Source organism: Streptomyces sp. NPDC050121, from assembly GCF_044460385.1.
Lineage (GTDB): Bacteria > Actinomycetota > Actinomycetes > Streptomycetales > Streptomycetaceae > Streptomyces > Streptomyces soliscabiei.
The window spans coordinates 505,436-528,759 of record NZ_JBITJV010000003.1 but is presented as its reverse complement, the minus strand read 5'-3'; the positions used below and the strand labels follow the sequence as shown (position 1 = coordinate 528,759).

Here is a 23,324-nt window from a genome sequence, read left to right as displayed (position 1 = left end):
AGGCGAACAAGCCCCACAAGGTTTCCGATGTTGTCTAGGCCCACCGTCAAGCATCACCTGGGACCAGAACGTCGGGCATCACCTGGGACTAGACAACGCTTCGGTGGTACGCCGTGTCTGTCGGCTGGTCGTTCGGCTGGGGTGTACTCGGAGCCCCGGGCTGGCAGATGCGGGGCCTGTGGCCATCCGGGGTGATCGTTGTTCGGCTGATCCGGGATGGTGTGGTGGGGGTACCGTCTGAGTGTTGCCGCAGAACGGAGTTCGCCGTGTCGCAGAGCATCGAGGAGCACGTCGGCGCTCGGGTCGCCCGTATCCGGAAGCAGCGCGGTCTGACGCAGCAGGGACTGGCGATGCGGGCTCACCTGTCGAAGTCGCTGTTGTCGAAGGTGGAATGCGGTCAGAAGCCCGCCTCCCCAGCTCTTGTTGCTGCCTGTGCCCGCGCCCTGGGGGTCTCCACCTCTGATCTACTTGGGCAGCCGTACGCCGAGGAACTGCGCCGGGACCGGATGGACGCGCTGATCCAGCCGATCCGTGAGGGGCTGGAGAACTGGGACATCGCTCTCGACTGGGAAACGGTTCCCCGTCCGGCTGCCTTGATCCGGGCTGACGTGCAGCGTGCCCTGGTGCAGCGCCGCCAGGCGCAGTACACGGACATGGTGCGCGATCTGCCGGCACTGATCGAGGAGTCGGTGCATGCAGTGCACACCAGTACCGGGGAAGAGCAGCGGCTGGCCTACGAGTGTCTGGCGGGGACGTTCCGGTGTGTGTTCACCGTAGCGTGGAACTTCGGCTACATCGACCTGGCGACCGTTGCGCTGGACCGTCTGGCGTGGACGGCACCGCGCGCTGATGACCCTGGTTTGGCCGCCATGCATTCCTACCTGCGTGCGCAGACCACGATGTCGTCCGGCCGCTATGACGTGGGAATCCGGGTCATCGACCGGGCCCTGCGCGACCTCGACGGGCAGGATGCACGCCGCCCGGCAGGCGTTGAGGCGATGCGGGGCGTGATGCAGTTGCGGGCTGCGGTGATCGCGGGCCGGATGAAGGACCGGGGCCTTGCGGACGCCCGCCTGGCCGAGGCCCGAGCACTCGCACGGACCACGGGTGAACTGCCCGACTTCGGCGTCACCTGGGGGCCGACCAATGTCGGTGTGCACGCGGTGGCCATTGCTTCCGAGATGGACGATTTCGGGCGGGCGATCGAACTTGCAGAGAACGTACGCATTCCGCGCGGCTGGACCCGTTCCCGGGCCGGGCACCACTGGATGGACCTCGGCCGGGCTCATGCCTGGGCAGGCGACCCGGCGCAGGCGCTGGACTGCCTGCACCAGGCCCGGCGTATCGCCCCGCAGCAGACGCGCTACCACCCGACCGTGCGGGAGACCGTGCTGACGCTGAAGCGGCGGGAGCGGACACGAAGCAACTCGCTGGCGCAGTACGCGGAGTGGGTCGGGATTTAACAGATTGTGGGCAAGGGTAGTTGCACTTCCTGGTGCAACTACCGTGCATCGCCGGTCGGCAGGCTGACGTCTCGTCAGGACCCCCGCGACCGGGCGAACGGTCCGGGGGCATGGCCAACGCTGACAAGGAGCGTCGACGTGCCGCACTGTATCGTCCGCATCTTCGAGCCGCTGCTGCGACTGCTGCTGCCCGCGCCGGGCCGCCATCGCGGCCCCGATCAGCCGTCCGCCGGTCCCTGCATGGAGGCGCCGACCGCGCGTCCGACCCGCGCATCGGCTTCCCCGGTACTGCGAGGTGAGGAGATCGGGCTGGTCCGCCCGTACCTGGTCGCGCACGAGCGCCGGGAGCAACAGCGCCGACGGACACGGCGACGCGTAGTGCGGCTGGCCGTGCATGGCATCGACATCGATGCCCAGCTGATCAATGGAGTGGAGGTCCGGGCATGGTGAGCCCAGCGGGTCAGCTGCGTCTGCTGCCCTGGGCCGGGCCGGAGGGCAAGCCGTGCTATCTCGCAGGCGAGGGCACGGGGTACCTGTCCCGGCTCGCGGACAACATGGAGTCGGCCCAGCTCGGTCTGGCTGGTGAACTCCTCCAGGAGGCGAAGCGCGTTCTGGACGGGCGTCAGTGGACGCCGGGTGAACTGCAGTTGCTGGCGGTCCAGTTGACCGAGGCGCTGACCAACGTGCACCGGATCGCGGTAAGCCGGGGGGAGCGCCTTCCTGCACCGGCATACGAGGACCTCGACGCCTTCGACGACGAGGTCGACCAGTTGGACGCCCCCCAACCCACACAGCGCGCCTGACCTGCGCACCGTCATACGCGTCCGCGTCTCGGCCGGACTGCACTCACGTCCCGGCCGGAGCAGGCCATGCTCGATGAGTCCCTGGAGGCTACGGCCGCTCCGGGGACTCATGATGCTTCAGGGATCGCACCTCAGCTGGCGTTGTGCGCCTGGCCCCCGTGTTCCAGGCGTTCGACGCGCTCTTCCAGTTCTTCGATTCGCTCCAGGGCGCGTTCAAGCCTATGAGCCAGGTCCGCGAGTCCGGCTTCCGCCGGGAACTCCCGCTTGGGCGTGTCGGGCGACTCGTTTCCTGGTTGCACCGGGACGGGCACCTCGGTGCCGAATTCGCCGCCCACGATGACGTACGCGGTCTGCTGGCGCGCCCCACTTCGTTGGTGGATCTTCTTGACCCGGCCTTCCAACGCAAGGTAGGTCAGGGCCTGGTCTGCGGCTTCGGTGTCGCCGCCGATCATGTCAACCACTTCATCCACGGTGACCCTGGCACCCTTGGGCAGTGAGCCGTCCCTGATCTTCCCAACGAGCCGTCCGTGGATGAGCTGGGTGGCGAACCCCTGGTCGTCCCAGTCGCGTACGTAGACCTCGTCGCCGGGCAGCTCGCCGGGGTACCGCAGGAGGAAGTTGCCGGCCAGCAAGGCGATGGCGTTGGTGACCACGTTGAGCGGCACCGAGTAGTGCTCGGCCAGGACCTCGCGGGCGGGAAGTCTGGCGCCGGGCGCGAGGATGCCGGAGTAGATCTGCTGCTGAAGGTCGCCTGCGACCTTCTCAAAGGCGTCCTCGAAGTCGGCCGAGCGCGTGACGAACGTGCCGCGCCCCTGGCGGGCGATGACCCAGCCCTCGTTACGCAGGAGCCGGATGGCCTTCTGCACGGTCAGGCTCGACGCCTTGTAGCTCTGCATGAGCTGGCTCTGCGTCGGCAGCAGCTGGCCCGGACGCAGTTCACCGTCCCGGATCTGCTGCCGCAGGTCGTCCGCGATGCGTTCGAACGTCAAGCGCGCCTCGTCAGCAGCAGCCATGTCCATCCCTGTCCGAGTCCCGATCCCATCAGCCGCAGGCCGCCCGCCAACTGCCGTTTTTCACCAGCTCAGCAGCCCCACGGGTCAGGGTAGCCGCCCGATGGATGGACCATCGCGGAAACGGATGGAACTCAATAGGGATAGACTTCGGATGGAATAGAGGTAGGGTTGCGGTACGCGATCACCCACACGGGTGACTCGCCCTCCCCTCTACCTGGAGGTTTGTCGTGAAGACCATGCCCATCGACCAGTCCCCGGCCCTGGTGATCCTGGCCTCCGAGTCCCGGCCGCGGTTCAAGGACCGCGAGGGCCAGCAGCCCGCGATCGACCGGGTCACCGGCGCCCAGCTGCACCTGGTGGACGTGATGTTCGCCTTCAACGGCCGCGCCGAAGTGATCACCGTGAACGTCCCGGAGCCGGGTCTGGGCAAGGGGCTGAAGGTCGGCATGCCGGTCGCCTTCACCGGACTGGTCGCCTCGGCCTGGGAGAACGAGATCAACGGCAAGGCCCGCCACGGCATCTCGCTGCGCGCCGACGCCATCACCGCCAAGGCGGGCGCCTGATGCCCGGCAACCCCCTCGGGCTCGTGCTGCTGATCGTCTTCGGCCTCGGCACGCTCGGGCTGCTGGGCTGGGCCGGGTTCTGCTGCGCCCGCTGGTACCGGGCCGATGCCGAGACCCGGGTCAGTCTGCGGCAGGCGCGGCGGATACGGTGGGGCTGGAAGCGGCTCGCGCCGATGCTGGGCCTGGCGGTCAAGGACGCCACCCCGACATTGCTCCAGCAGAACGGTCCGCAGGAGCAGCCGCCGAAGCCGCGCGTGCTGGTGCCGCGCCTGCACACCCGCGCTGACCCCTTCGGCGTCACCGTCACCGCCGACGCGATGCCGCAGGTGGGGCTGACTGCCTGGCAGGACGCCGACGAGGGCCTGTGCGACGCCTGGGGCATGCGCCGCATCCGGATCACCCAGCCCACGCCAGGCGTGATTGTCGCGCGCGGCTTCCGGCGCGAGCCACTGGAGGCGGTGATTCGCTCACCGCTCCTCGGCCCGGACGGCTCCCCGGCCTGCAGACCCGGTCAGTTCGTCTCCACCAATGACGTGCTGCTCGGCTGGGACGAGGACGGCACCCCCGTGGCGCTCAACCTCGCCTACTCCGCTCATGCCCTCATCGCCGGCGCCACCCGCTCCGGCAAATCGATCACCGTCAACACCTTGCTCGCCTACGCCTCACTGATGCGGGACGTGCGCCTGATCGTGATCGACCCCAACCTCGGCGCCGTCGCGCCCTGGTGGCGTACCGCCCACAGGGTCTCCGACGCCATCCACCCAGACGAACCGACCGAGATCCTGCGCTGGGTACGCGAGGAGATGGAGCGCAGGGAGCAGCTGTTCTGGTCCGGCCGCACCGACCGCATCACCGACTTCAGCCCCGAACTTCCGCTGCTGCTGGTGGTAATCGATGAGGTCGCGAACTACACCCGCCACCCCGACCGCAAGGCCCGCGAACGCTTCGAGGCCGAACTGCTGGCCATCGCCAGCCAGGGCGCCAAGTTCGGCGTCCGGCTGTGGCTGCTCACCCAGAAGCCCTCCGCCGACGTGCTCACCACCGCCGTGCGCACCAACCTGTCCGCCCGGATCTGCCACCGCGTCGACACCGTCGAGGACTTCCTGCACCTCTTCCCCGACGGCCGCGAGCTGGACATCACCGCCGCCGACCGCACCATGCCCCAGGGCGTCTCCATCGCCTCTGTCGGCGACATGCGCACCCCCGTCCGGCTGCGCTCGGTCTACCTGCCCACCGAAGCCTGCTGGCAGATCAACGACCTCATGTGCACCGAAGGGCTGAAGGTCCGCGAGCTGCCCGCCCACGTCGACCTGGACAAGGCTGCGTGACCAGCACCGGCCGGCCGCCCGAGCGGGCCCGTCCCGCTCCGGACCGAGTCCGTACCGCAGTGATCCCCGGCAAGGACGTGTAGTCGCCAAACCCTCGCCCCTGCCGGGGCCTTTCCTCCCCATCCATCCACGGCACACGCGTGTGCCGCAGCGCAGAGAGGTCCCGCCAGCATGCCACCGCACAACCTCACCGCCACAATCCCCCGCCCCGAACCGGCCACGGCGGTACAGCCGTCATTCACCGGGTACCGGGACCTGCCGGGTCTCGTCCGGCAACTGTCCTCGCTCGGCGGCTGTGCCCAGCCGATCCGGCTCGAAGGCCATCGCACCGAGATCGACGCCTTCACCGGCGAGATCCTGCGCGAACTGAAGTCCAAGGAACTGCCCGCCGGGCACCTCCTGGTGCGTTGCGGCAACCGCCGCAGCACCCGCTGCCCCTCGTGCGCCGAGCTCTACCGTCAGGACACCTACCACCTCATCGCCGCCGGCCTGCGCGGCGGCAAGAACATCCCCGACCAGGTCGCTGCCCGCCCCCGCGTCTTCGCCACGCTCACCGCCCCGTCGTACGGGCCGGTCCACGGACGACGCGTCAACGGCTCCGCGCGCTGCCGCTGCGGACGCCCCCACACCAAAGGCGACACGCTCCTCGGCACCCCGCTCGACCCCGAGCGATACGACTACACCGGCGCGGTGCTGTGGAACGCCCACGCCCCAGCTCTGTGGGCCCGCTTGATGCTCCACCTGCGCCGCACCATCGCCGCCGCAGCTGGTATCCCGCAGCGCCTGCTGCACAAGTTCGTCCGGGTCTCTTACGCCAAGGTCGCCGAATATCAACGGCGCGGCCTGATCCACTTCCACGCAGTGATCCGCCTCGACGGCCCCGCAGGCCCCTACGCCCCGCCACCCGCCTGGGCCACCCCGGAGCTCCTCGCCGATGCCATCCGGCTCGCGGCCTCTCGGGCCCACGTCGACGGGCCGGAGGTCAACGGCTGCGCCCGCTCCTTCACCTTCGGCGAGCAGATCGACACCCGGATCATCCGGTCAACGGCCTTCGAGGGCGGGACCGCGATCACTGAGGGCAAGGTCGCGGGATACGTCGCCAAGTACGCCACCAAGGGCACCGAAGCCGCGACCGGCACCCTCGACCACCGGCTGAAGAGGATCACCGAGCTCTGGTTCGAGTACGTGCCCGAGCACGCCGCACGCATGATCCGCACCGCATGGGCCCTCGGCGCCCGCGAGGACCTCAAGCACCTGAACCTGCGCAAGTGGGCCCACATGCTCGGCTTCCGCGGCCACTTCTCCACCAAGACCCGCGCCTACTCCACCACCCTCGGAGCCCTCCGCAACGCCCGCGCCGCATGGCACCGCCGCCACATCCCTCCGCCCTCCCCGACCACCCTCGTCATCGCCCACTGGGCCTACGACGGCACCGGCCTCACCCCCGACCTCGAACGCCTCGCTGCGCTCATCGGCGGCGGACCGACGCGCGAACCGGCGGTGACCACTCGTGCATGACGACGAACTCCTCACCGTCCCCGAAGCGATGGCCCGCCTCAAGATCGGCCGCTCCGCCCTCTACGACCTGATGCGCACCCGCCGCCTGGCCTCGCTGACCATCGGCCGCGCCCGCCGCATCCCCACCCACGCCCTGGACGACTACGTCCAGCGCCACCTGGAAGAGGCCGCCCGATGACCGCCCCCAAGCGCAAGACAGCCCGCGCCAACGGCGAAGGCACCATCTACCAGCGCAAGGACGGCCGCTGGGAAGCCGCTGGCTACGTCCTCGCCGCCGACGGCACCCGCAAACGCATCCGCGTCTACGGCACCACCCGCAGAGAGGCGGCCGACAAACTCACCGAGAAGATCGCCGACAGCAACCACGGCCTCCCCGTCGCTACCGCCGACAGCACCGTGACCGACTACCTCACATACTGGCTTGGCAGCGTCGCCGTCCACCGGCTCCGGGAGAACACCCACACCCGCTACGCCTCTTGCGTCCGCCTCCACATCATCCCCAGCCTCGGCACCAAGAAGATCGCCCGCCTCACCGCCAAAGAGGTCCGCACCTTCCTCGACCGCCTTCGCACCACCTGCCAGTGCTGCACCCAAGGACTCGACGCGGAACGGAAGCAGTGCTGCGCCATTGGTAAGTGCTGTCGAAGGCAACTGTCCCCCTCGACCGTGACGTACGTGCACTCGGTCCTCAAGTCAGCACTCGAACACGCCGTTCGGGAGGACGAGTTGCCTCGCAACGTCGCCCGGAACGTCAAGAACGCCACACCCCGGCCCAGGCGCTTCCGACCGCTCACAGCGGCCGAAGCCCGTCAATTCCTCAACTCGGCCAAGGCCGACCGGCTGCACGCACTGTACGAACTCGCCCTGCGCACCGGCCTCCGCAAAGGCGAACTCCTCGGCCTCCACTGGGAAGACCTCGACCTCAACACAGGCACCGCCACCATCCGCCGCTCACTCCAGCGCACCCGTACGGGCGGTCTCACCCACCTACCCACCAAGACACGAGCGTCGGAGCGTCGTATCGCGCTCCCGACCGAATGCCTCTACCCCCTCAAGGAGCACAAACAGCAGCAAGACAAGGAACGCGAAACGGCAGGGCCAGGCTGGAGAGACAGCGGCCTCGTCTTCACCACACCCACTGGCAGGCCTCTCGACCCGGCCAACCTCACCCGCCGCTTCCGCACCTTCCTCGACCGAGCCGGGCTCCGACGCATCCGCTTCCACGACCTCCGCCACTCGACCGCCACCCTCCTCCTGGAACAGGGCGTCGACCTCGTCGTGATCAAGGAACTACTCGGCCACGCCCACATCGGCGTCACCGCCGGCGTCTACGCCCACGTCAGACTTCGCCTCCAACGCCAAGCCATCGACCGCCTCAACAACGCCCTGAACGGCACCGAGGAGCCGCCTGACGACCCACCTGCCGCAAGGCTCGTCCGCTGACGTTGCCGTCAGCGTTGCCGTCAAACGCCCAGGAGCCCCCGCCGAGTACCGACTCGGCAGGGGCTCCCAATGCGCGTCCAAACGAACTCAGAAATCCCCGGCAACGCCCTCTCTGAGGCACCGGGGACGTCGGCGCCTACGACAGGTTGTGCCAGGCGTGCCTACAAGTTCCTCGGCACTCCGTTTCTCTTCGCCGCGTGTCAGCCACAGCGAACGTGGACAAGAGGACGCGGAAGGACTTCACGTACTCACCCGGGGGCAGATTTATAATCTTCCCCATTTGTTCGAGAATCGGTTCTCGAACAATCAACACTGCCGGGGTCATGGTCGGCTTGACGCCTGATCGCAGCAGCCCATCACGCGCGTCGTTCACTGTCGCATGGGCCTGCATGGAGTAACGAACAACCTCGTGCAGTACCGCCCTCTGCTCAACCTGCTCTAGCGAAGAGAACCAGGCCACAGCGTCCTCCAGGCTACGGAGTCCTTGGGCAACCTCGTTGATGATCCGCTCTGATGCTCGCAAGTGCTCACCTGCTCCGTGGCTCAAATACAACGTACGGCCTGCTTGGGTCCAGCTCCGCATAGTCTGGGCGGTTCGGATTGTAGTTCTGCCAGAAATCTCTACCGCGCCCACTCCCTTCACCGTCACCCGTACCTCGCGGCAGCGAATTCTTGACGCTGTGACGAGTTCTGGACGGACCCGACAGGATGTAATCCCAGTCCGATGTCGGGTTGGGTGTTCCGTTCGCACGGCTCCCGACCACAATGATTGGCTGCCCTGCTTTATCAGCGGCATTCTGAATTCGCCTGGCATCATTCGGGCTGATACCGGCTTCCGATGCCGTCCTAAGGCCAGGGCCACACAACCCACCGGAATTGTGCACCAGTACGGGCGTGGCCCCCGCCAGCACATAGTACGTGTGCAAGTCGTCCACAGTGAGGTTGTACGTACGTGCTTGCTGCGTGAAGGCCCGGTTACCAGTGACGATGACCGCGTGGCCTTCATCCGTACGCAGAGTCATACCTGGCTCTAGCTGCCCCGCTGGGACCCAGTCGTGCTCCGACTGGGACCAGAACGGGTGCTCATGCGTCGCGGTGAGCTTCTCAATGCCGTTGTCCGTAGCGATGGACAGCTCGTTGAAGTACTTGTCACCCTCGGTCTTGATGAGGCGGGTGACCTTTCTCGCAGCCGTCTCACCCGTCTCGGGATCGGTAGCCAGAACTTCGTCACTCAGATCGACGTCCTCGATGTCCTTGGTCGAGCCGTCGGCCATGAGGACGTCCGTTCCGGCCAGGAAACATTTACACGAGGCCTCGAGATCTCTGCTGAGCCCTCGCCCGATTCCACCGCCTTCCGGGATCGGGAGGACTGCACTCCGATATTCCTCGAAACGCTTACCGCGTTCGAACGACTCCTCGTCTGCCAGGCATTCATCAAAGTGATCAACGCAGTAGGTGGCAGCAATTTTCTTCGCTTGCTCTACATCGGCATCGTCTTTAATGAGGTATTGATAGGCTTTTTGACAACCCGTTCGCCCGAAGCAAGCCGAATGCTTCCCAGTGTCCTCCATGTAGGAGGTATCCCAGTAGCCATCCCCTGGACAGATGCCGTTGGGGCCACACTCATAGAACTCCGTCAGCAAGTCCTGAACATCATCCGTGATCGGGGAATCATCGACTTCCCGTGCGCCTTTAGCGGTACCCCCACTATTGTCGAACATCTGCTTCAGGCCGCTCGGATCACTGAGCGTGACAGGATTATTGCTCGCGTAGGTGTATCCGTGCGCCTGCTGAGGGTCCGTCAGGTCCATCAGGGGGTCGACGCTGATGAAGCGGCCGATCGCGGGGTCGTATTCGCGGGCGCCGAGGTGGGTCAGGCCTGTGTCGGCGTCCTTGGTGCCGCCGATGAAGCCCTTGTCGCCGGCCCACGGGCCGACCTGGGCGCCGCGCGGGGTGCCGAAGATGCCTGTCTTGCGGCGGGTGATGGCCTGGGTTGCGTCCGCGGTGACCTGGGTCGTGGTCGTGCCGTGGTGGTCGGCGAGCAGGAAGGTCAGCTTGCCGCCCGTGCGCATGGCGACCGTCTGCGTGCCGGTGCTGTAGTAGCGGGTGCCCGTGGCCTTGCCGGCCTTGTCGACCTGGAGCTCGTTGCCGCCGGGGAGGTAGAGCGTCGTGCCCGTCGAGTCGGTGCGGGTCAGACGCTGGCCGTCGACGTCGTAGGTGTAGCTGGTCGTCTGGCCGTTGCCGGTGACGGACTTGAGGTGGCCCTCCTCGTCCCAGTCCAGGTCCTGGCCGACAGTCGTCGTGCTGCCCTGCTTGAAGGTGCGGGTCTCGGTGTTGCCCGCCGTGTAGGTGTACGTCTCCGTGTGCGAGTCGGTGCCGGTCTGGGTGACGCCCGGCAGGTTGTGCGTGCCCGCGTCCGGCTCGGCGTACGTGCGGACGGTGTCCGCGACAGGACCGCCCGCCGTCTTGTGCTGGGTCTCCGTCTTCCGGTTGCCGAGCGCGTCGTAGGCGTACGTCGTCCAGTACGGATCCTGGCCCCCGACCACCGCGTCGGACGGCACGGCGGCGCACGTGCTGCCGGTGTTCGTCCACGCCTCGGTGATGCGGGCGAGCGCGTCCAGAGCGAAGCACTGCGTGTCGCTCGTGCGGGCCGCGTCCTGACCGTAGTTGGTCGCGATCTGGGTGATGTTCCCGGCCGGGTCGTACGTGTAGTGGTTGTCCTCGATGCGTTGGGGGGCCTTGTCCCGGTCGGTGTAGGCGTCGGTCAGCTTGCCGGTGTGGTCGTCATAGACGCTCGTGGTCCTCATGTGCTGGGCGAAGTCGCCGTATTCGAAGACCGTGTTGCGGCCGTAGTGGTCGTACCTGATATCCGAGATCAGCGGGTCGCTCTCGGCGTGCATGGTCCACAGCAGGCCGCCACCGTCGTAGCTGTAAGTGACGAGCTCGGCAGGCAGACCGCCGACCGCCGGCTGGTCTGTGTCGAGGAGCAGACCGGTGTGTTCCTCGTATGTGTTGGACCACTCGTAGCTGCCGGCGGGCACGCCGAGGCCGGCCGGGATGGTCACCTTGGTGCCGGTCGGCTGGTTGTAGGCGTTGTAGCCGGTGGTCTCGGTGACGTAGGCCTTGCCGTCGATGTAGCGGGTGGCCGAGGCCGGCTGTCCCTTGGCTACGGTGTCGTAGGTCCAGGCCGACAGCGTGGTCGTGTCCTTCTTGACCGCGGTCCGACGGCCCAGGGCGTCGTAGTCGGTGTGCAGGGTGATGCCGCGGGCGTCGGTGACGTCGGTGACCCGGTCGCCCTGGTCGTACGCGGTGTGCGTCTTGCCCGTGTCCGGGTCCGTGACGTCGGTCTTACGGCCGCGGACGTCGTAGGCGTATGTCCACTTGGCGCCGGAGGCGTCTGTGATCTGGTCGAGGCGACCGAGCTTGTCGTAGCGGTAGCGCATGGACTGCGAAGCCGTGCGGTCGGCGTTCGTGTACTGCTTGACCTCCGCCGTGCGGCCCAGCGCGTCCACCACCGTGGTCGTCGCGACGCCGCCCTTGGGCGGGATCACCGTCGTGGTGTCGCCCGTGTAGCTGGTGACCGTGCGCTTGGTCTCGTCCCCGAACTTCTTCGCGATCACTGCCGTGGGTCGACCAGCGCCGTCGAAGACCGTCTCGGTGGACGACGGGTACTTGGTGTCCTGGCCGGTGACCAGGACGGACTCGGGCGCGCCCGTGGCGTAGAAGGTGCCTGACGTACGCCAGGCCTCGCCGCGTGTGTTGTAGAACGTCTCCGTCACCAGGCGCCCGGCCAGGTCCGGGGAGACTGTCTGCGTCTGACGCTCCCGCAGAAGGCCGTCGTAGAAGGCGTAGCCGGTCTGGTACCTCGAGTTGTGGTCGAGGTGTTTGGTGGTCACGACGGCCGGGCCGTCGGTGCGGATCTGGTAGGCGTAGGAGTAGTTGGGCGCGTTGGGGAACTGGGCTGCCGAGCGGGTCGGCAGCCATACCTTCGTGGTCCGGCCGAGACCGTCGTAGGCCGTGGACGTGACCAGGCCGTTGGCGTCGGTGGCATCGGTCGGCTGGCCGCGCAGCGGATCCAGCACGGTCTTGGCGGTGTGGCCGCGCGGATTCGTCACCGTCGTGGCGGTCGGGTTCTCGCCTGTGGCAGGGGTGTACACCGTGGACGTGACCTGGCCGTACGCGTCCGCCGCTGCCAATCCCCGGCCGTACTGGTCGTAGCAGAGCTGGTTCTTGGCCGTGCCGCAGGTGCTGGGGACGGAGCTGGTGGTCTCGTAAGCCGTGCCGGTGCCGTTGATCCGCTCGGACTTGGTGACCAGGCCCTTTGTAGGGGCGACCCCGAAGGCAGCGCCGTCGTAGGAGGTGCGGACGTCATCGATGACGTCCTCGGGGCGGTTGACCGTCGAGTTGCACAGAGCGGCGACGGTCTCGGCTCGGGAGACGGTGTTGAGGATCCAGGCCGTGGTGTTGCGCAGGTACGTCGTGGTGGTGCACTTCTCGTCACCGACCGCCGTCTCACTTCCGGTCTTGGCGGTGTCGCCGTGTTCGGAGACCTGGGTGACCATGCCATAGGCGTCGAAGCCACGGGTGGTCTTCGTGATGCGGGTGCCGCCGGTGACAGTGGTGCGGGTCTCCTCCGCCGCGGTGCCCGTGTGGTAGGCCTCCAGGGCCGGAAGTTCTGCCTCTTTACGATCTCTGGTCGCGACCGCGGCCGAGCGCCACGGGGTGTAGGAGGTGGCCGAGACCAGCGGGCCTCCGTCTCCGTTGTATGTCGCGCTTTCACGGACCGCGCCGGCGAACTGTTCCCTGTCGGTGACAGCGACGCCCGCCGAGTCCTTCACCTCAGCACCGTCGATACCCCGGAAGTAGCGGGTCTCGGTCAGGGTTCTGGCATCCGAGCCGGCGCCCTTGCGGGTCTGTACGCGCTCATAGCCGCGGGAGACGGAGTAGGTGCGGTCCTTGGGCTTGGTGAACTCGTCCGTGCTCTTGGCCCACTTGGCACCGCCGACGTACGTGTACTCAGTGATGATGTCGGGGGATTCCTCAAGGTTGTCGTTTTCGACGACCTTCTTCACCGGGTAGGTGTTGAACCAGTCCTGCTTGGCGTCATCGCCTTCGAAAGGCCACTTGACCCCGTAGCAACGGGTGGTGTTGGTGCTGTCGGTCGGCGGCAGGGCGGTGTTGGTGCAGTCGGGGTCGTAGTAGTAGACGCCGATGGCACCACCGGTTTCGGTGATGATCTTCGACATGCGCAGCCGAACGAATGGGGCCAGGCTGTCGTGGAGCTTGTCGACCCGGTTCGGCTTCTGCTCTCCCTCGAAGGTGACTGCGGGCAGTGCCACGCTGCTGCCGGCCTTCCCCGTGTGCTGGATCGACTTGAGCCACATCGGGGTCGAGATGCCGTCACCGGCGGCCGGGAAGTTCTGGTCGAGAGTCCAGGTGTCGACGTCCTTGTAGGCGCCGCCGGTCAAGATCTTGGTGGTAATGGAGGTCAGGCGCTTCTGGGACCAGAACGTCGGGGAGTACTTGTCCTTGCACTCGGTGGAGCCGTCCTTGCAGTACTGGTCGTACGGGACGTCCGGCCAGTTGACGGCGTTGGCGTCGTCGAAGGTGCAGTTGGTCAGACACCGGGAGGTCACGCCGAACTGGACCTGGCCCGCGGCCTTGCCCGAGTAGACCTTGTCGTCGCGCAGGCCGTAGTCGATGCGCTCCAACCAGCCGCCGCGCACGTATGGGGTGACGGTGGCCTTGCCGGTGGTCTCGGAGACGTTCCGGCCGTAGTTGTTGGACTCTTTGGACCAGTAGTAGGCCATCGCGTTGCCGCGCGGGTCGACGACGTAGTCCAGCTGCCAGCGCCAGGCCTGCTGGCACCAGGCAGAGGCGAAGGAGGAGTTGTAGCAGGGCTCGCCCGAGTGGTTGCCGAAGACCGGTGCCGTCCAAGTCGAGTTGGTCACCGGGTCGTCGGCGGCGGTGCCGTTGTCGCTCCAACCCGGGAGCTTGTTACGGCCGAAGAAATACTGGGTGCCGTCGGCCGTGGTGACCTTCCAGTACTCGCCCTTGCCGTCGACGCCGTCCGTGCCGTCGTCGCCGTTCGCGGCGCCGGTGAGCTTCTCGATCTTCTCACCGTCGTCCGAGACCGCGTGCCAGCCTTCGTTCTTGTTTTTGAAGACGAGGTCGATGGTCTTGCCGCCCAAAGACATCACGGCGTTGTCGTTGTACCAGCACTGGTCGCCGACCTTGGTGGTGTTGGTGGCGCCGGCCTTGTCCTTGTCGTCCTCGCAGGACTTGTAGCGGCGTTCCACGTAGCCGGGCTGCCAGTCCCAGCCGTCGCCGATCCAGGAGGGCTGGTTGTTGGATGCCGAGGTGCGGCCGTCGACGGCCTTGGAGTCGTAGCCCAGTGACACGTTGGGCTTCAGGCCGCCCGGTACGGCCGGCGTGTCGATCGGGTACGACCAGGAGAACCCGCCGGTCGAACCGCCCGCCGTCCAGGAGCCGGAGGCTTGTAGGGAGGTCGCCTTGTAGTCGCCGCTGGCGCCTGACGCCTGGGCGGTGGCCGCCAGCACCGTCGCCGCGGACAGAGTCGCCGACTTGGCGGCCGTGGACGTACTCGTGGACGAACTGGACGTACTCGAGGCCGCGGACAGGGGGGCGTTCGCGGTCAGGGTGCCGGTCTTGGTGTTGTTCGTCGTGGGCAGGGGCTTGCCGACCCGGCAGGCAGGCTTGTCCGGGGTGGTCAGCGCGCAGGCGGGCAGTTGCACCAGGCGCAGGCGGGACGCCCAGTCGCCGCCGTAGGCGCCCCTGAAGGAGTTGTAGTCCACCTGCACCGAGGCGGCGCCGGCTGCGGTGCTGCCGTCCGCGCGAGCCAAGGAGAACAGCAGGCCGTCGACGCCGGCCCTGCGGGCGGTCTTCTGGTCGGCGAGCGTGACGGTCGCCTTGGTGGGTGTCGTGGCAGCAGTCCGCTGCTTGACGAGAGGGGCCGCCAGAGCGAGGGGAAGCGAACCCGCTCTCTGCGCACCGAACTTGGCGGTCACGGAGTTCAACTTCACCGTGGCCGAGCCAGGTTCGGGCCAGGCGACCTTCGGTACCTTCCAGGGGCGCGCCTCGTCATGGCGCTCGTCCGTGCTGCCGACAGCCATCGGCTTCACCGCCACAGTCGGCGGCTGCTTCGGCTCGGGAACACTGGCTCCCTTACCGGACGATGTCGCTGCCACGCTGTTCGCAGGAAGCATTCCCAGTATGAGGGCAGCAGAAATAAGGCCGCCCCATCTACGCGCGCCGTACCGGCTCACGCCCCACCCCTCGTGAAGGTAAACAAAGCCTCCAGAAGGTAACAGGAAGATCGGCCGCGAGAAATAGGTTTCCCGCCTTGATGTGCACCGAAACAACTAGAAATCACGACCCCTCGACGTCACATTTGAGCGACTTGTGAGTTTTCTATGGATCGGTAAAGTCGCAGTTCAGGCCACTGCAGCGAGTTTTGGCCATGATGGCGATTTGCCCACCTTCACATCGAATACGCACGTTCTCCACGTTTTCCTGTTGCTGCCAGACCGTGCAGCCGTGTGAAATACCTGGACGCGCCGCCGATAGAGTTGCGCGAAATCAGGGCGCAGGGATTGGGGATTGAAGTCGTGTCCAGAGAACACGAGGGTGGGGCACTTTTCCGAAGGCGTAGATTCCGCTTGCTGACCGGAATCCTGACCGCCGGTATTCTGGTGCCGATACTGCCTGCCAATGCGTCCGCAGCTGCACCGGAGGGGCCCGCCAAGGCGCTTACCGCAGCGTCCGACCCGGTCGCCGACGGCTCGATGACCGAGGAGGACAAGGCCCTCGCCGATGCGCAGGCCTCCGGTCAGCCGGTCGAAGTGGTCTCCGCCCGCACCGAGTCGAGTGACACGTGGGCCAAGCCGGACGGTTCGGTGTCGGTGCAGCAGTACGGCAGTGCCGTGCGGGTGTGGCGGAACGGGGCATGGGTCGGGACCGACCCTACTCTGGCGTTCGCTTCCGACGGTTCCGTGGTGCCAAAGGCTGCCGCGGTCTCCGTCCGGTTCTCGGGCGGTGGCACCGGTCCCATGCTCACCGGGAACCGTGACGGCCGCACGCTGTCGCTGACCTGGCCCAAGGCGTTGCCCAAGCCCACGCTGGCAGGGAACGTCGCCATCTATGCCGAGGTGCTGCCTGGCGTGGACCTGCAACTGAAGGCCGAGGTGGAGGGGTTCTCCCAGCTGCTGGTGGTCAAGAACGCGGAGGCCGCGAAGAACCCGGAGCTGGCCCAACTCCAGTTCACCATCGGCACCGTGGGCCTCGGTGTGTCCAAGGACAGCGAGACCGGGGCCCTGGAGGCGACCGACCCGGCGGGCCAGACCGTGTTCACCAGCCCCACCCCGATGATGTGGGACTCAAGCCGGCCCACCACCGCCCAGGCGAAGCAGCTGCTCTCCTCCCTGACCGCGACCGCCTCCACCACGCAGGGGACCTTCGACCCCGGAGCCGGAGCCAAGGACGCGGCCATGGCCACAGCCGTGAGCGGCGACACGCTGACGATCACCCCGGAGCAGGGTCTGCTGACCGGCGCCGGGACCACCTACCCCGTCTACATCGACCCCACCTGGTCCAGCAACGTCCGCACCCACTGGACGAGGGTCTATCAGGCCTACCCCAACACGTCGTTCTGGGATGCCAAAGAGGTGGTACGGGTCGGCTACGAGGCCGAGACCGGCGGTCGCGACCGCATATCGCGCTCCTTCTTCCAGATGGACACCAGCGCCGCTCAGGGGGCGCAGGTCAAGTCCGCGACCTTCCGGATCCGCAACACCTGGTCCTGGTCCTGCCAGGCCCGCGAGGTCCAGTTGTTCGAGGTCGGCGGCATCTCCGACAAGACCACATGGAAGAACCAGCCCGGCAAGGTCGGCTCGGCGCCGCTGGACACCGTCAACGCCGCCAAGGGATGGAGCAGTGACTGCCCGGCCGGCAACCTGGAGTTCAACGCCACCGGCGTCGTCCGCAAGGCGGCTGCCAACGACGCTGCCAACGTCACTTTGGGCATGTACGCCGCCGACGAGACCGACACCTTCGGCTGGAAGAAGTTCGACCCCAAGACCGCAGTCCTGGAGATCGTCTACAACAACCCGCCGAAGACCCCGACCGAACTGGGCACCTACCCGAGTACCAGTTGCACCGCGGGCGGCACCATCGGCAACACCTCGGTCAGCCTGCACGCGAAGGTCGACGACCCCGATCCTGGAAACCTGACCGCCGAGTTCCAGCTCTTCGCGGCCGGTTCAACCACCCCTGTCTACCTAAGCAGCGTCCCGGCGGTGCGCGGACGCGTCCCCACCGTCGTGCTGCCTGCGGACAAGACCCCGAGCGGGACGTACACCTGGAAGGTTCGGGCCAAGGACTCGGACGGCGCGTTGTCGCCGTACAGCAAGACCTGCACGTTCACTATCGACCGCGTCCGTCCCAGCAAACCGCCTGTCATCACCTCCCAGGACAACAAGTACCCCTCAGGAGACAAGGGCTGGCCGGAGCTGACCGGTCCGGCCCGTGCCACCGCACGCTTCCAGTTCGCCCCGAACGGCGTGACGGACGTGAAGGCCTACTTCTGGTGGACGGACACCAAGCCTGATCTCGAGGACGTACCGCCGGACGCCGCCTGGGCGCAGTTCACGGTTCCTTCCTACGGTCCGCACCTGGTGTACGCCTACAGCGTGGACTCGGCCGGCAACCGCTCCGACACCGCCGTCTACCTGTACTACGCCACGCGCGCCACGGACCGCGACGAGCCCGGTGACCTGAACGGAGACAAGTTCAAGGACATCTGGAGCACCGACGCGAACGGCACTCTCCTCACCCACGCCGGCCAGGAAGGCGGCCACTTCTACGCCGCCACCAACGCGGGCGGCACCTTCCCCGGCCGACAGGTCGGTCTCTCCGGCGACTGGGGCCGGGACGGCTACAACGATCTCGTCTCCCTCGAGTACGCGGAGAACGAGCAGAGGAACAAGTTGCGCGTCTACGTCAACAACGGCCAGGGAAGTATCGACAGGGACCGACCGCAGACCCTGAAGGTGAGCTCAGGCAGCGACGATCACTGGTTCAACGCCGAGCAGGTCAGCGCAGGCGGCGATGTCAACGGAGACGACCGCCCCGACGTCTTGGTCAGGCAGGGCGGAAGCCTCTGGGTCTACTACGGCAACCGCACGGACCGCCTCGACCGGGTAGAGCTCCACCCACCCCTCGCCGGCGGAACCGACTGGAGCAAATACACCGTGATCGCCCCCGGTGACCTGAACGCCGACACCGTCCCCGATCTGATCCTCCGCGAGGACGCCACCGGCAAGGTCTTCCGCTCCTACGGGACAAAGAATCCGGACACCGGCAAGCTCAACCTCGCCACTTGGGGAGCCTCACTCACCCAGATCGCCACCGGCTTCAAAAAAGCCGACTACCCCACCCTCGGCACCTCCGGTGACCTCACCGGGGACGGTGTCCTCGACCTCTGGACCCGCAAGGCCGACAACACCATGACCGGCTGGCCCGGCAAGGCAACCAACGGTCAACTCACGGGCCTCAGTGCCGCGTTCAACATCGACGGCATCACCGGCGGCGCCCGTATCGCGGCCGGCACCCAGCTCGCCTCCGGGCAGTCCGTCACGTCGAACTCCGCCACCCTGACCATGAAGGGCGACGGCAACCTCACAGTCACCAACAAGGCGGGGAACGTCGTGTGGTCGTCCAAGACCTCGGGCAACCCGAACGCCACCGCCCGCGTCGAGGCGGACGGAAACCTCGCCGTCTACAGCGCCGACGGTCAGGACCCGCTCTGGAGTACAGGGCTGACCGCCATGAACACCCCCAACCTCACCGGCGAGGGCTACGTCCTGCTCCAGGACAAGGGCAACCTGGTCGTCTACAACGCCAAGAGCCAGGCCCTGTGGTCCAACGGCTCCGGGGTGCGTCACGACTACAACGGCGACGGCCGCAGCGACCTGGCCTGGTGGAACGACTTCGACGCCGGCAGCGACGCCGCCTACAGTCTGCTGACCAACTCCGACGGCTCTTTCAAGGAACCCCTGAAGTCCTACGCCGCTGCGGCCGGTCTGTACGAGGCCAAGTACATGAAGTTCGTGACCGGCGACTTCAACGGCGACGGGCGCGGCGACATCGCGGCCCTGCACCCGCAGAGCGACACCAGCATCAAGATGCTGACGTTCCTGGGACAGGCGGGCGGAGGCTTCGCCGCGCCGTTCTCCTCCTGGAAGGTGGGGGCCAACGTCATGCACGGCACCTACATGACCCCGGAGGCCGGCGACTTCAACGGCGACGGCCGGGACGACGTCGCGATCTGGTACGCCTACCCCGACGGCACCACCAAGCTGTTCACCCTCACCGCGGACGTCCGCGGCGGCTTCAACAACCACTTCGAGTCGTGGTCGGCACCCTCCGGCACCTGGCTGCGCAGCCGCTGCAAGTTCACCACCGGCGACTTCAACGCGGACGGCCGCGACGACATCGCCGTCTTCTACGGCCAGGGCGACGACACGATCCGCACGTACACCTTCCTCGCCAACGTCACGGGAGGCTTCGAGAAGCCGACGTCCTGGTGGTACACCGCTTCCCTCGACTGGGACCAGGCCACCCCGCACGCGGGTGACTTCAGCGGCGACGGCCGCGACGACATCATGATCTGGTACGACTACGCCGACGGCAGCGACAAGGTCTCCACCATGTTCGCCGAGTCCCTCAAGGGCAACCAGTTCGGCTCGGCGAAGGTCACCCTTGACGGAAAGAAGAGCTGGGACATCAACGCGACGCAGCTCGCCACCGGCGACTTCAACGGTGACGGATACGACGATCTGGCCGCCCTGCGCAAGCAGGACTCCAGCATCCAGACCTGGACCTGGAACTGGTCTGCCGCGGACTCGACCTTCAAGGGCGGCCTCGCCGGCTGGACCGCTCCCACCAGCACCTATCCCTACGAGCCCATGAAGCTCGTCACCCCCTACAACTGACGTCAACGCAGCAAAGCAGGGCGGGGCACGCGGTACCTCCGTGTGCCCCGTACGTCCGAAGCAGTACTCGTCGGTTCTGCTTGATCTACGATGACGCGGTGAAGTTCGTCATGGTGCCGGGCGGCTGGCAAGGCGGGTGGGTGTTCGACTCGGTGGCTGCTGAGCTGCACCGAGACGGTCACCACGTCGAGGCGGTGACCCTTTCGGGGTTGGAGCCGGACGGCCCAGTCGATGTGGACCGTCCGCCGAACCTCGACACCCATATTGCCCAGGTAGCCGAGGTCATTGACCGTGGCGATGGAACGCCCGTCGCACTGTGCGGGCACAGCTACGGCGGGATGGTGATCGCCGGTGTCGCGGATCGGCTCAGCGACCGCCTCGATCAGCTCGTCTTCATCGACGCCTACGTCCCGGACGACGGGGATTCGTGTTGGTCTTTGACCAGCGACAGCTTCCGGGAGTTGTTCATAGCCGGCGCCCGCGCCGACGGTCGATGGGTCGCAGTCCCCGAAGGACTCGACCCTCGCGCGCGACCGCACCCACTGGCGAGCTTCGTCCAGTCGATCAGGCTGGGAGGCAAACCCAGCCGCGAGCTCGGCCGAACGTTCATCAGCGGAGGCGCGTGGCCTGGTAGCCCGTTCGTGGGCCTGACCGAACGGTTGCGCAACGACTCAGGCTGGCGGGTTCACGAGATCCCCGTCGGCCACAACATCGCCCGCCGCGACCCGCATGGCCTCGCAGCCGTTCTCGGCGCGTTGCCGCCCGACTCCGCCTGACGGACAGCCGTTCACCATGCGAAGTTTCAGCGGGCGCCGGGCGCCTTGTCGTCCGGGGCCGCCCGCTCGCGGAATGTGCGCGAGGTGCGCTGGCCGTTCAAGCGCGCCTGCGGCGGCGCTCCACGCCCGCCTCCGGCCGCCTTGGACAGTCCGTCCCGCCTCTGGACCTGACCGGCTGACACCATGTGTGCCGCCGGGTGAGAACTCTTGCCGTGCGCGGGCTGGTGGGGCTTCAGAACGGGCGATCAGTCGTGCCCAGGACGACGAGTTCGGTGCTGTCGAGCACCTCCGCGAGCGCCTGCGGCGCGCCGCGCATGTGGAAGTAGTCCCACTGCGCGCGGCGGATCACCTGGTCCGGGTGGCTGAGCGCGCGCAGCACGTCCCAGTGCAGGGCCTGGGCCCAGACGTAGCCCGGTTCGCCGTCGACGTCCATGTCCTGCGCATCGATCGGGGTGTCCGCGAGCGCGGAGGCCAAGCGGTGGCTGTCCACGGGCCCGACCGCGAAGTCCAGGAACGCAGTGGGGTCGGCGCCCAGGGGCGCATCGTCGGCGCTCTCGTCGTCCCGGGCCGGCCATGAGTCGTAGCGGTGGGCCCGCACTCCGTCCCGCCAGACCTCCAACTCCAGTCGGTCGCCGTCGTACTGGAAGGCAGCCAGCACTGGTACGCCCAACCCGGCGCTGATCGGCCCGGCGAGCGCGAAGACACTGTTGTCGTCGAGGGACCGGTCCGGATGGACGAGGCAGAATCTCGGCCCGGCGGGGATCGCATAGCCAGCCGCACACACCTCGCTCAGGACGGGGGCCGCCTGTTCGAGCGGCACGGGAATCAGAATCGTGCCGTACGTGGTCACGGCCTCACCTCCTGGAACGCGGTGACCCTACGCGGCGGTGAAGCTGCGAAGCAAAAGAAATGGGCGACCCTTGCCTTGCGGCATCCGTCCCCAGGCCAAGAGCCGCATAGAGGTGTCGAGGTCTCCCGAGGAAGGGGGCCGAAGGCCGCTCCAAGCAGGCCCTACGAGCCCGTGAAGGTCGTCATCCCCTACAACTGACGTCAACTCAGCAAAGGCAGGGCGGGGCATGCGGTGCCTCCGTGTGCCCCGTACGCTCTCCCCTCGATGACCTCGATGACCTCGATGACCTCGATGACCTCCATACCCGCCCCCGGTCGTGACCGGCTGCCTTCCCTGACCGGGCTGCGTTTCTGGGCGGCGCTGCTTGTCGTGCTGTATCACCTGTCCCGGCAGGTGGGGACCGTGCCCGGGGTCAGTGACGCCGTCTGGTACGGGCGTAGTGGGGTCACGTTCTTCTTTGTGCTGTCGGGCGTCGTTCTCGCCTGGACCTATGACGGCGCCGGCGTTCCCGCCCGGGTGTTCCTGTGGCGGCGGTTCGCTCGTATCTGGCCGATGCTTGCCGTCAGCGTCGCGGGGTCCGTCGCAGTGTGGGGCGTCATGGATCGTGCCGTGTCGCTCAAGGCCGTCGTCGCGACGTTGCTGCTGGTGCACGCGTGGTTTCCGCAGCCGGTCATCTTCACCGGCGGCAATCCGGCCGCCTGGTCGCTCAGCGACGAGGCCTTCTTCTATCTGACCTTTCCCGTGCTGCTGGCGCTGCTCGCCGGGCGGCGGGCCAGGGTCTGGGGCTGGACGGCCGTCGCGGTCAGTTGTGCCGCCCTCCTGCTGTGGCCCGCTGTGTCCGGGCTGTCGCCCACCGACCGGACCTGGGCACTCGACTATCTTCCGCTGACCCGGTTCCTGCAGTTCGTGCTCGGTGTGGTCGCCGGGCTCGCGCTCAAGCGCGGCTGGCGGCCTCCCGTGTCGCTGCCCCTCGCCGTCGGGCTCGTCGTCGGCTGGCATCTCGTCCTGATTCCCTGGTCGAACCGGGTGCCGGACGCCCTCTGGTACAGCCCTTACTCCGCCTCGCAGTTGCTCTCCGCGCCCCTCTTCGCGGCCCTGATCTGCGCCGCCGCCCGCGCCGACCTGGACGGCAGGCGGACCGGGCTGGGCGGGGCCTGGATGATCAGGCTGGGACACTGGTCGTTCGCCTGGTATCTCATCCATGAGGTCGTGATCCGCGCGGCGGTCTTCAAGTGGGGCAAGCCCGGCCCCGGCAGCGGCAGCGGCAGCGGCGAGACGCTCTTGTTCTGGGCGGGCGTGGTGGTCGTCAGTCTCACCCTCGCGGCGCTGGCCTATCAGTGGGTGGAGCGTCCTGCGGAGCGGTGGCTGCGAGGTCGGGTGGGCCGGCCGTCGGCCGTTCACGCGGCCGGTAACGCGCGACCGTCAGCACGACGGCCGCGATCAGGCTCCCCACGGTGATGAGCGCCAGACAGACCAGCGTGGGGTTGATCCAGAACGGAACGAGGTCGTACGACGCGTTGCACTTGTTGTGCAGAGGGAACGCACGCGACGGCTCA

15 protein-coding genes are annotated in these 23,324 nt (G+C 67.2%); 11 read left to right on the top strand and 4 right to left on the bottom strand.

What is annotated here, in order from left to right:
- The first annotated feature begins 266 nt into the window (after positions 1-266).
- The 3 genes from ACIBTS_RS07155 (at position 267) to ACIBTS_RS07145 (ending at position 2,266) form a co-directional block, all read left to right on the top strand.
- On the top strand, positions 267-1,463 hold the full coding sequence (locus ACIBTS_RS07155) for a helix-turn-helix domain-containing protein (RefSeq protein ID WP_399317175.1): 1,197 nt from the start codon (positions 267-269) through the stop codon (positions 1,461-1,463).
- 138 nt (positions 1,464-1,601) lie between these two features.
- Complete coding sequence (locus ACIBTS_RS07150; RefSeq protein WP_399317172.1) at positions 1,602-1,913, top strand: hypothetical protein; 312 nt, start codon at positions 1,602-1,604, stop codon at positions 1,911-1,913.
- A complete protein-coding gene (locus ACIBTS_RS07145) occupies positions 1,907-2,266 on the top strand; it encodes a hypothetical protein (RefSeq protein ID WP_399317170.1) in 360 nt (119 codons plus the stop codon). Before ACIBTS_RS07150 ends, ACIBTS_RS07145 begins: the two co-directional genes overlap by 7 nt.
- Before the next feature lie 131 nt (positions 2,267-2,397).
- On the opposite strand, the gene ACIBTS_RS07140 is transcribed toward ACIBTS_RS07145, so the two are convergent.
- A complete protein-coding gene (locus ACIBTS_RS07140) occupies positions 2,398-3,279 on the bottom strand; it encodes a GntR family transcriptional regulator (protein ID WP_399317168.1) in 882 nt (293 codons plus the stop codon).
- 236 nt (positions 3,280-3,515) lie between these two features.
- On the opposite strand from ACIBTS_RS07140, the gene ACIBTS_RS07135 reads away from it, so the two are divergent.
- The 5 genes from ACIBTS_RS07135 to ACIBTS_RS07115 all read left to right on the top strand — a co-directional run bounded on the left by ACIBTS_RS07135 (position 3,516) and on the right by ACIBTS_RS07115 (position 8,131).
- On the top strand, positions 3,516-3,842 hold the full coding sequence (locus ACIBTS_RS07135) for a hypothetical protein (RefSeq protein ID WP_399317219.1): 327 nt from the start codon (positions 3,516-3,518) through the stop codon (positions 3,840-3,842).
- Complete coding sequence (locus tag ACIBTS_RS07130) at positions 3,842-5,170, top strand: FtsK/SpoIIIE domain-containing protein (protein ID WP_399317167.1); 1,329 nt, start codon at positions 3,842-3,844, stop codon at positions 5,168-5,170. Before ACIBTS_RS07135 ends, ACIBTS_RS07130 begins: the two co-directional genes overlap by 1 nt.
- Before the next feature lie 171 nt (positions 5,171-5,341).
- Positions 5,342-6,688 carry a replication initiator gene (locus ACIBTS_RS07125; RefSeq protein ID WP_399317165.1) on the top strand — a complete coding sequence of 449 codons (1,347 nt, stop codon included), beginning with the start codon at positions 5,342-5,344 and terminating at the stop codon, positions 6,686-6,688.
- A complete protein-coding gene (locus tag ACIBTS_RS07120; protein ID WP_391005636.1) occupies positions 6,681-6,866 on the top strand; it encodes a helix-turn-helix domain-containing protein in 186 nt (61 codons plus the stop codon). The genes ACIBTS_RS07125 and ACIBTS_RS07120 overlap by 8 nt, the downstream gene beginning before the upstream one ends.
- Positions 6,863-8,131, top strand: a complete 1,269-nt coding sequence (locus ACIBTS_RS07115) for a tyrosine-type recombinase/integrase (protein WP_399317162.1) — start codon at positions 6,863-6,865, stop codon at positions 8,129-8,131. The genes ACIBTS_RS07120 and ACIBTS_RS07115 overlap by 4 nt, the downstream gene beginning before the upstream one ends.
- 136 nt (positions 8,132-8,267) lie before the next feature.
- Here ACIBTS_RS07115 and ACIBTS_RS07110 read toward each other — a convergent pair whose 3' ends face one another.
- Both ACIBTS_RS07110 and ACIBTS_RS07105 read right to left on the bottom strand, forming a co-directional pair.
- Positions 8,268-8,714: a DUF5958 family protein gene (locus ACIBTS_RS07110; RefSeq protein ID WP_399317161.1), complete on the bottom strand. Its 447-nt coding sequence runs from the start codon at positions 8,712-8,714 to the stop codon at positions 8,268-8,270.
- Positions 8,659-15,264, bottom strand: coding sequence for a polymorphic toxin-type HINT domain-containing protein (locus ACIBTS_RS07105; protein ID WP_399317159.1), 6,606 nt, complete (start codon positions 15,262-15,264; stop codon positions 8,659-8,661). Before ACIBTS_RS07105 ends, ACIBTS_RS07110 begins: the two co-directional genes overlap by 56 nt.
- 579 nt (positions 15,265-15,843) lie before the next feature.
- On the opposite strand from ACIBTS_RS07105, the gene ACIBTS_RS07100 reads away from it, so the two are divergent.
- Both ACIBTS_RS07100 and ACIBTS_RS07095 read left to right on the top strand, forming a co-directional pair.
- The gene (locus ACIBTS_RS07100) at positions 15,844-20,142 is read left to right on the top strand and encodes an FG-GAP-like repeat-containing protein (RefSeq protein WP_399317158.1); all 4,299 of its coding nucleotides are present in this window, start codon (positions 15,844-15,846) and stop codon (positions 20,140-20,142) included.
- A gap of 98 nt (positions 20,143-20,240) precedes the next feature.
- Positions 20,241-20,918 (top strand): alpha/beta fold hydrolase, encoded by a 678-nt coding sequence (locus tag ACIBTS_RS07095; RefSeq protein ID WP_399317157.1) that lies wholly within the window; start codon positions 20,241-20,243, stop codon positions 20,916-20,918.
- 232 nt (positions 20,919-21,150) lie between these two features.
- Here the strand turns inward: ACIBTS_RS07095 and ACIBTS_RS07090 are convergent, their stop codons facing one another.
- The gene (locus ACIBTS_RS07090) at positions 21,151-21,768 is read right to left on the bottom strand and encodes a hypothetical protein (protein ID WP_399317155.1); all 618 of its coding nucleotides are present in this window, start codon (positions 21,766-21,768) and stop codon (positions 21,151-21,153) included.
- 264 nt (positions 21,769-22,032) lie between these two features.
- Between ACIBTS_RS07090 and ACIBTS_RS07085 the strand changes: the two genes are divergently transcribed.
- On the top strand, positions 22,033-23,226 hold the full coding sequence (locus tag ACIBTS_RS07085) for an acyltransferase family protein (RefSeq protein WP_399317154.1): 1,194 nt from the start codon (positions 22,033-22,035) through the stop codon (positions 23,224-23,226).
- The last annotated feature ends 98 nt before the right edge of the window (positions 23,227-23,324 follow it).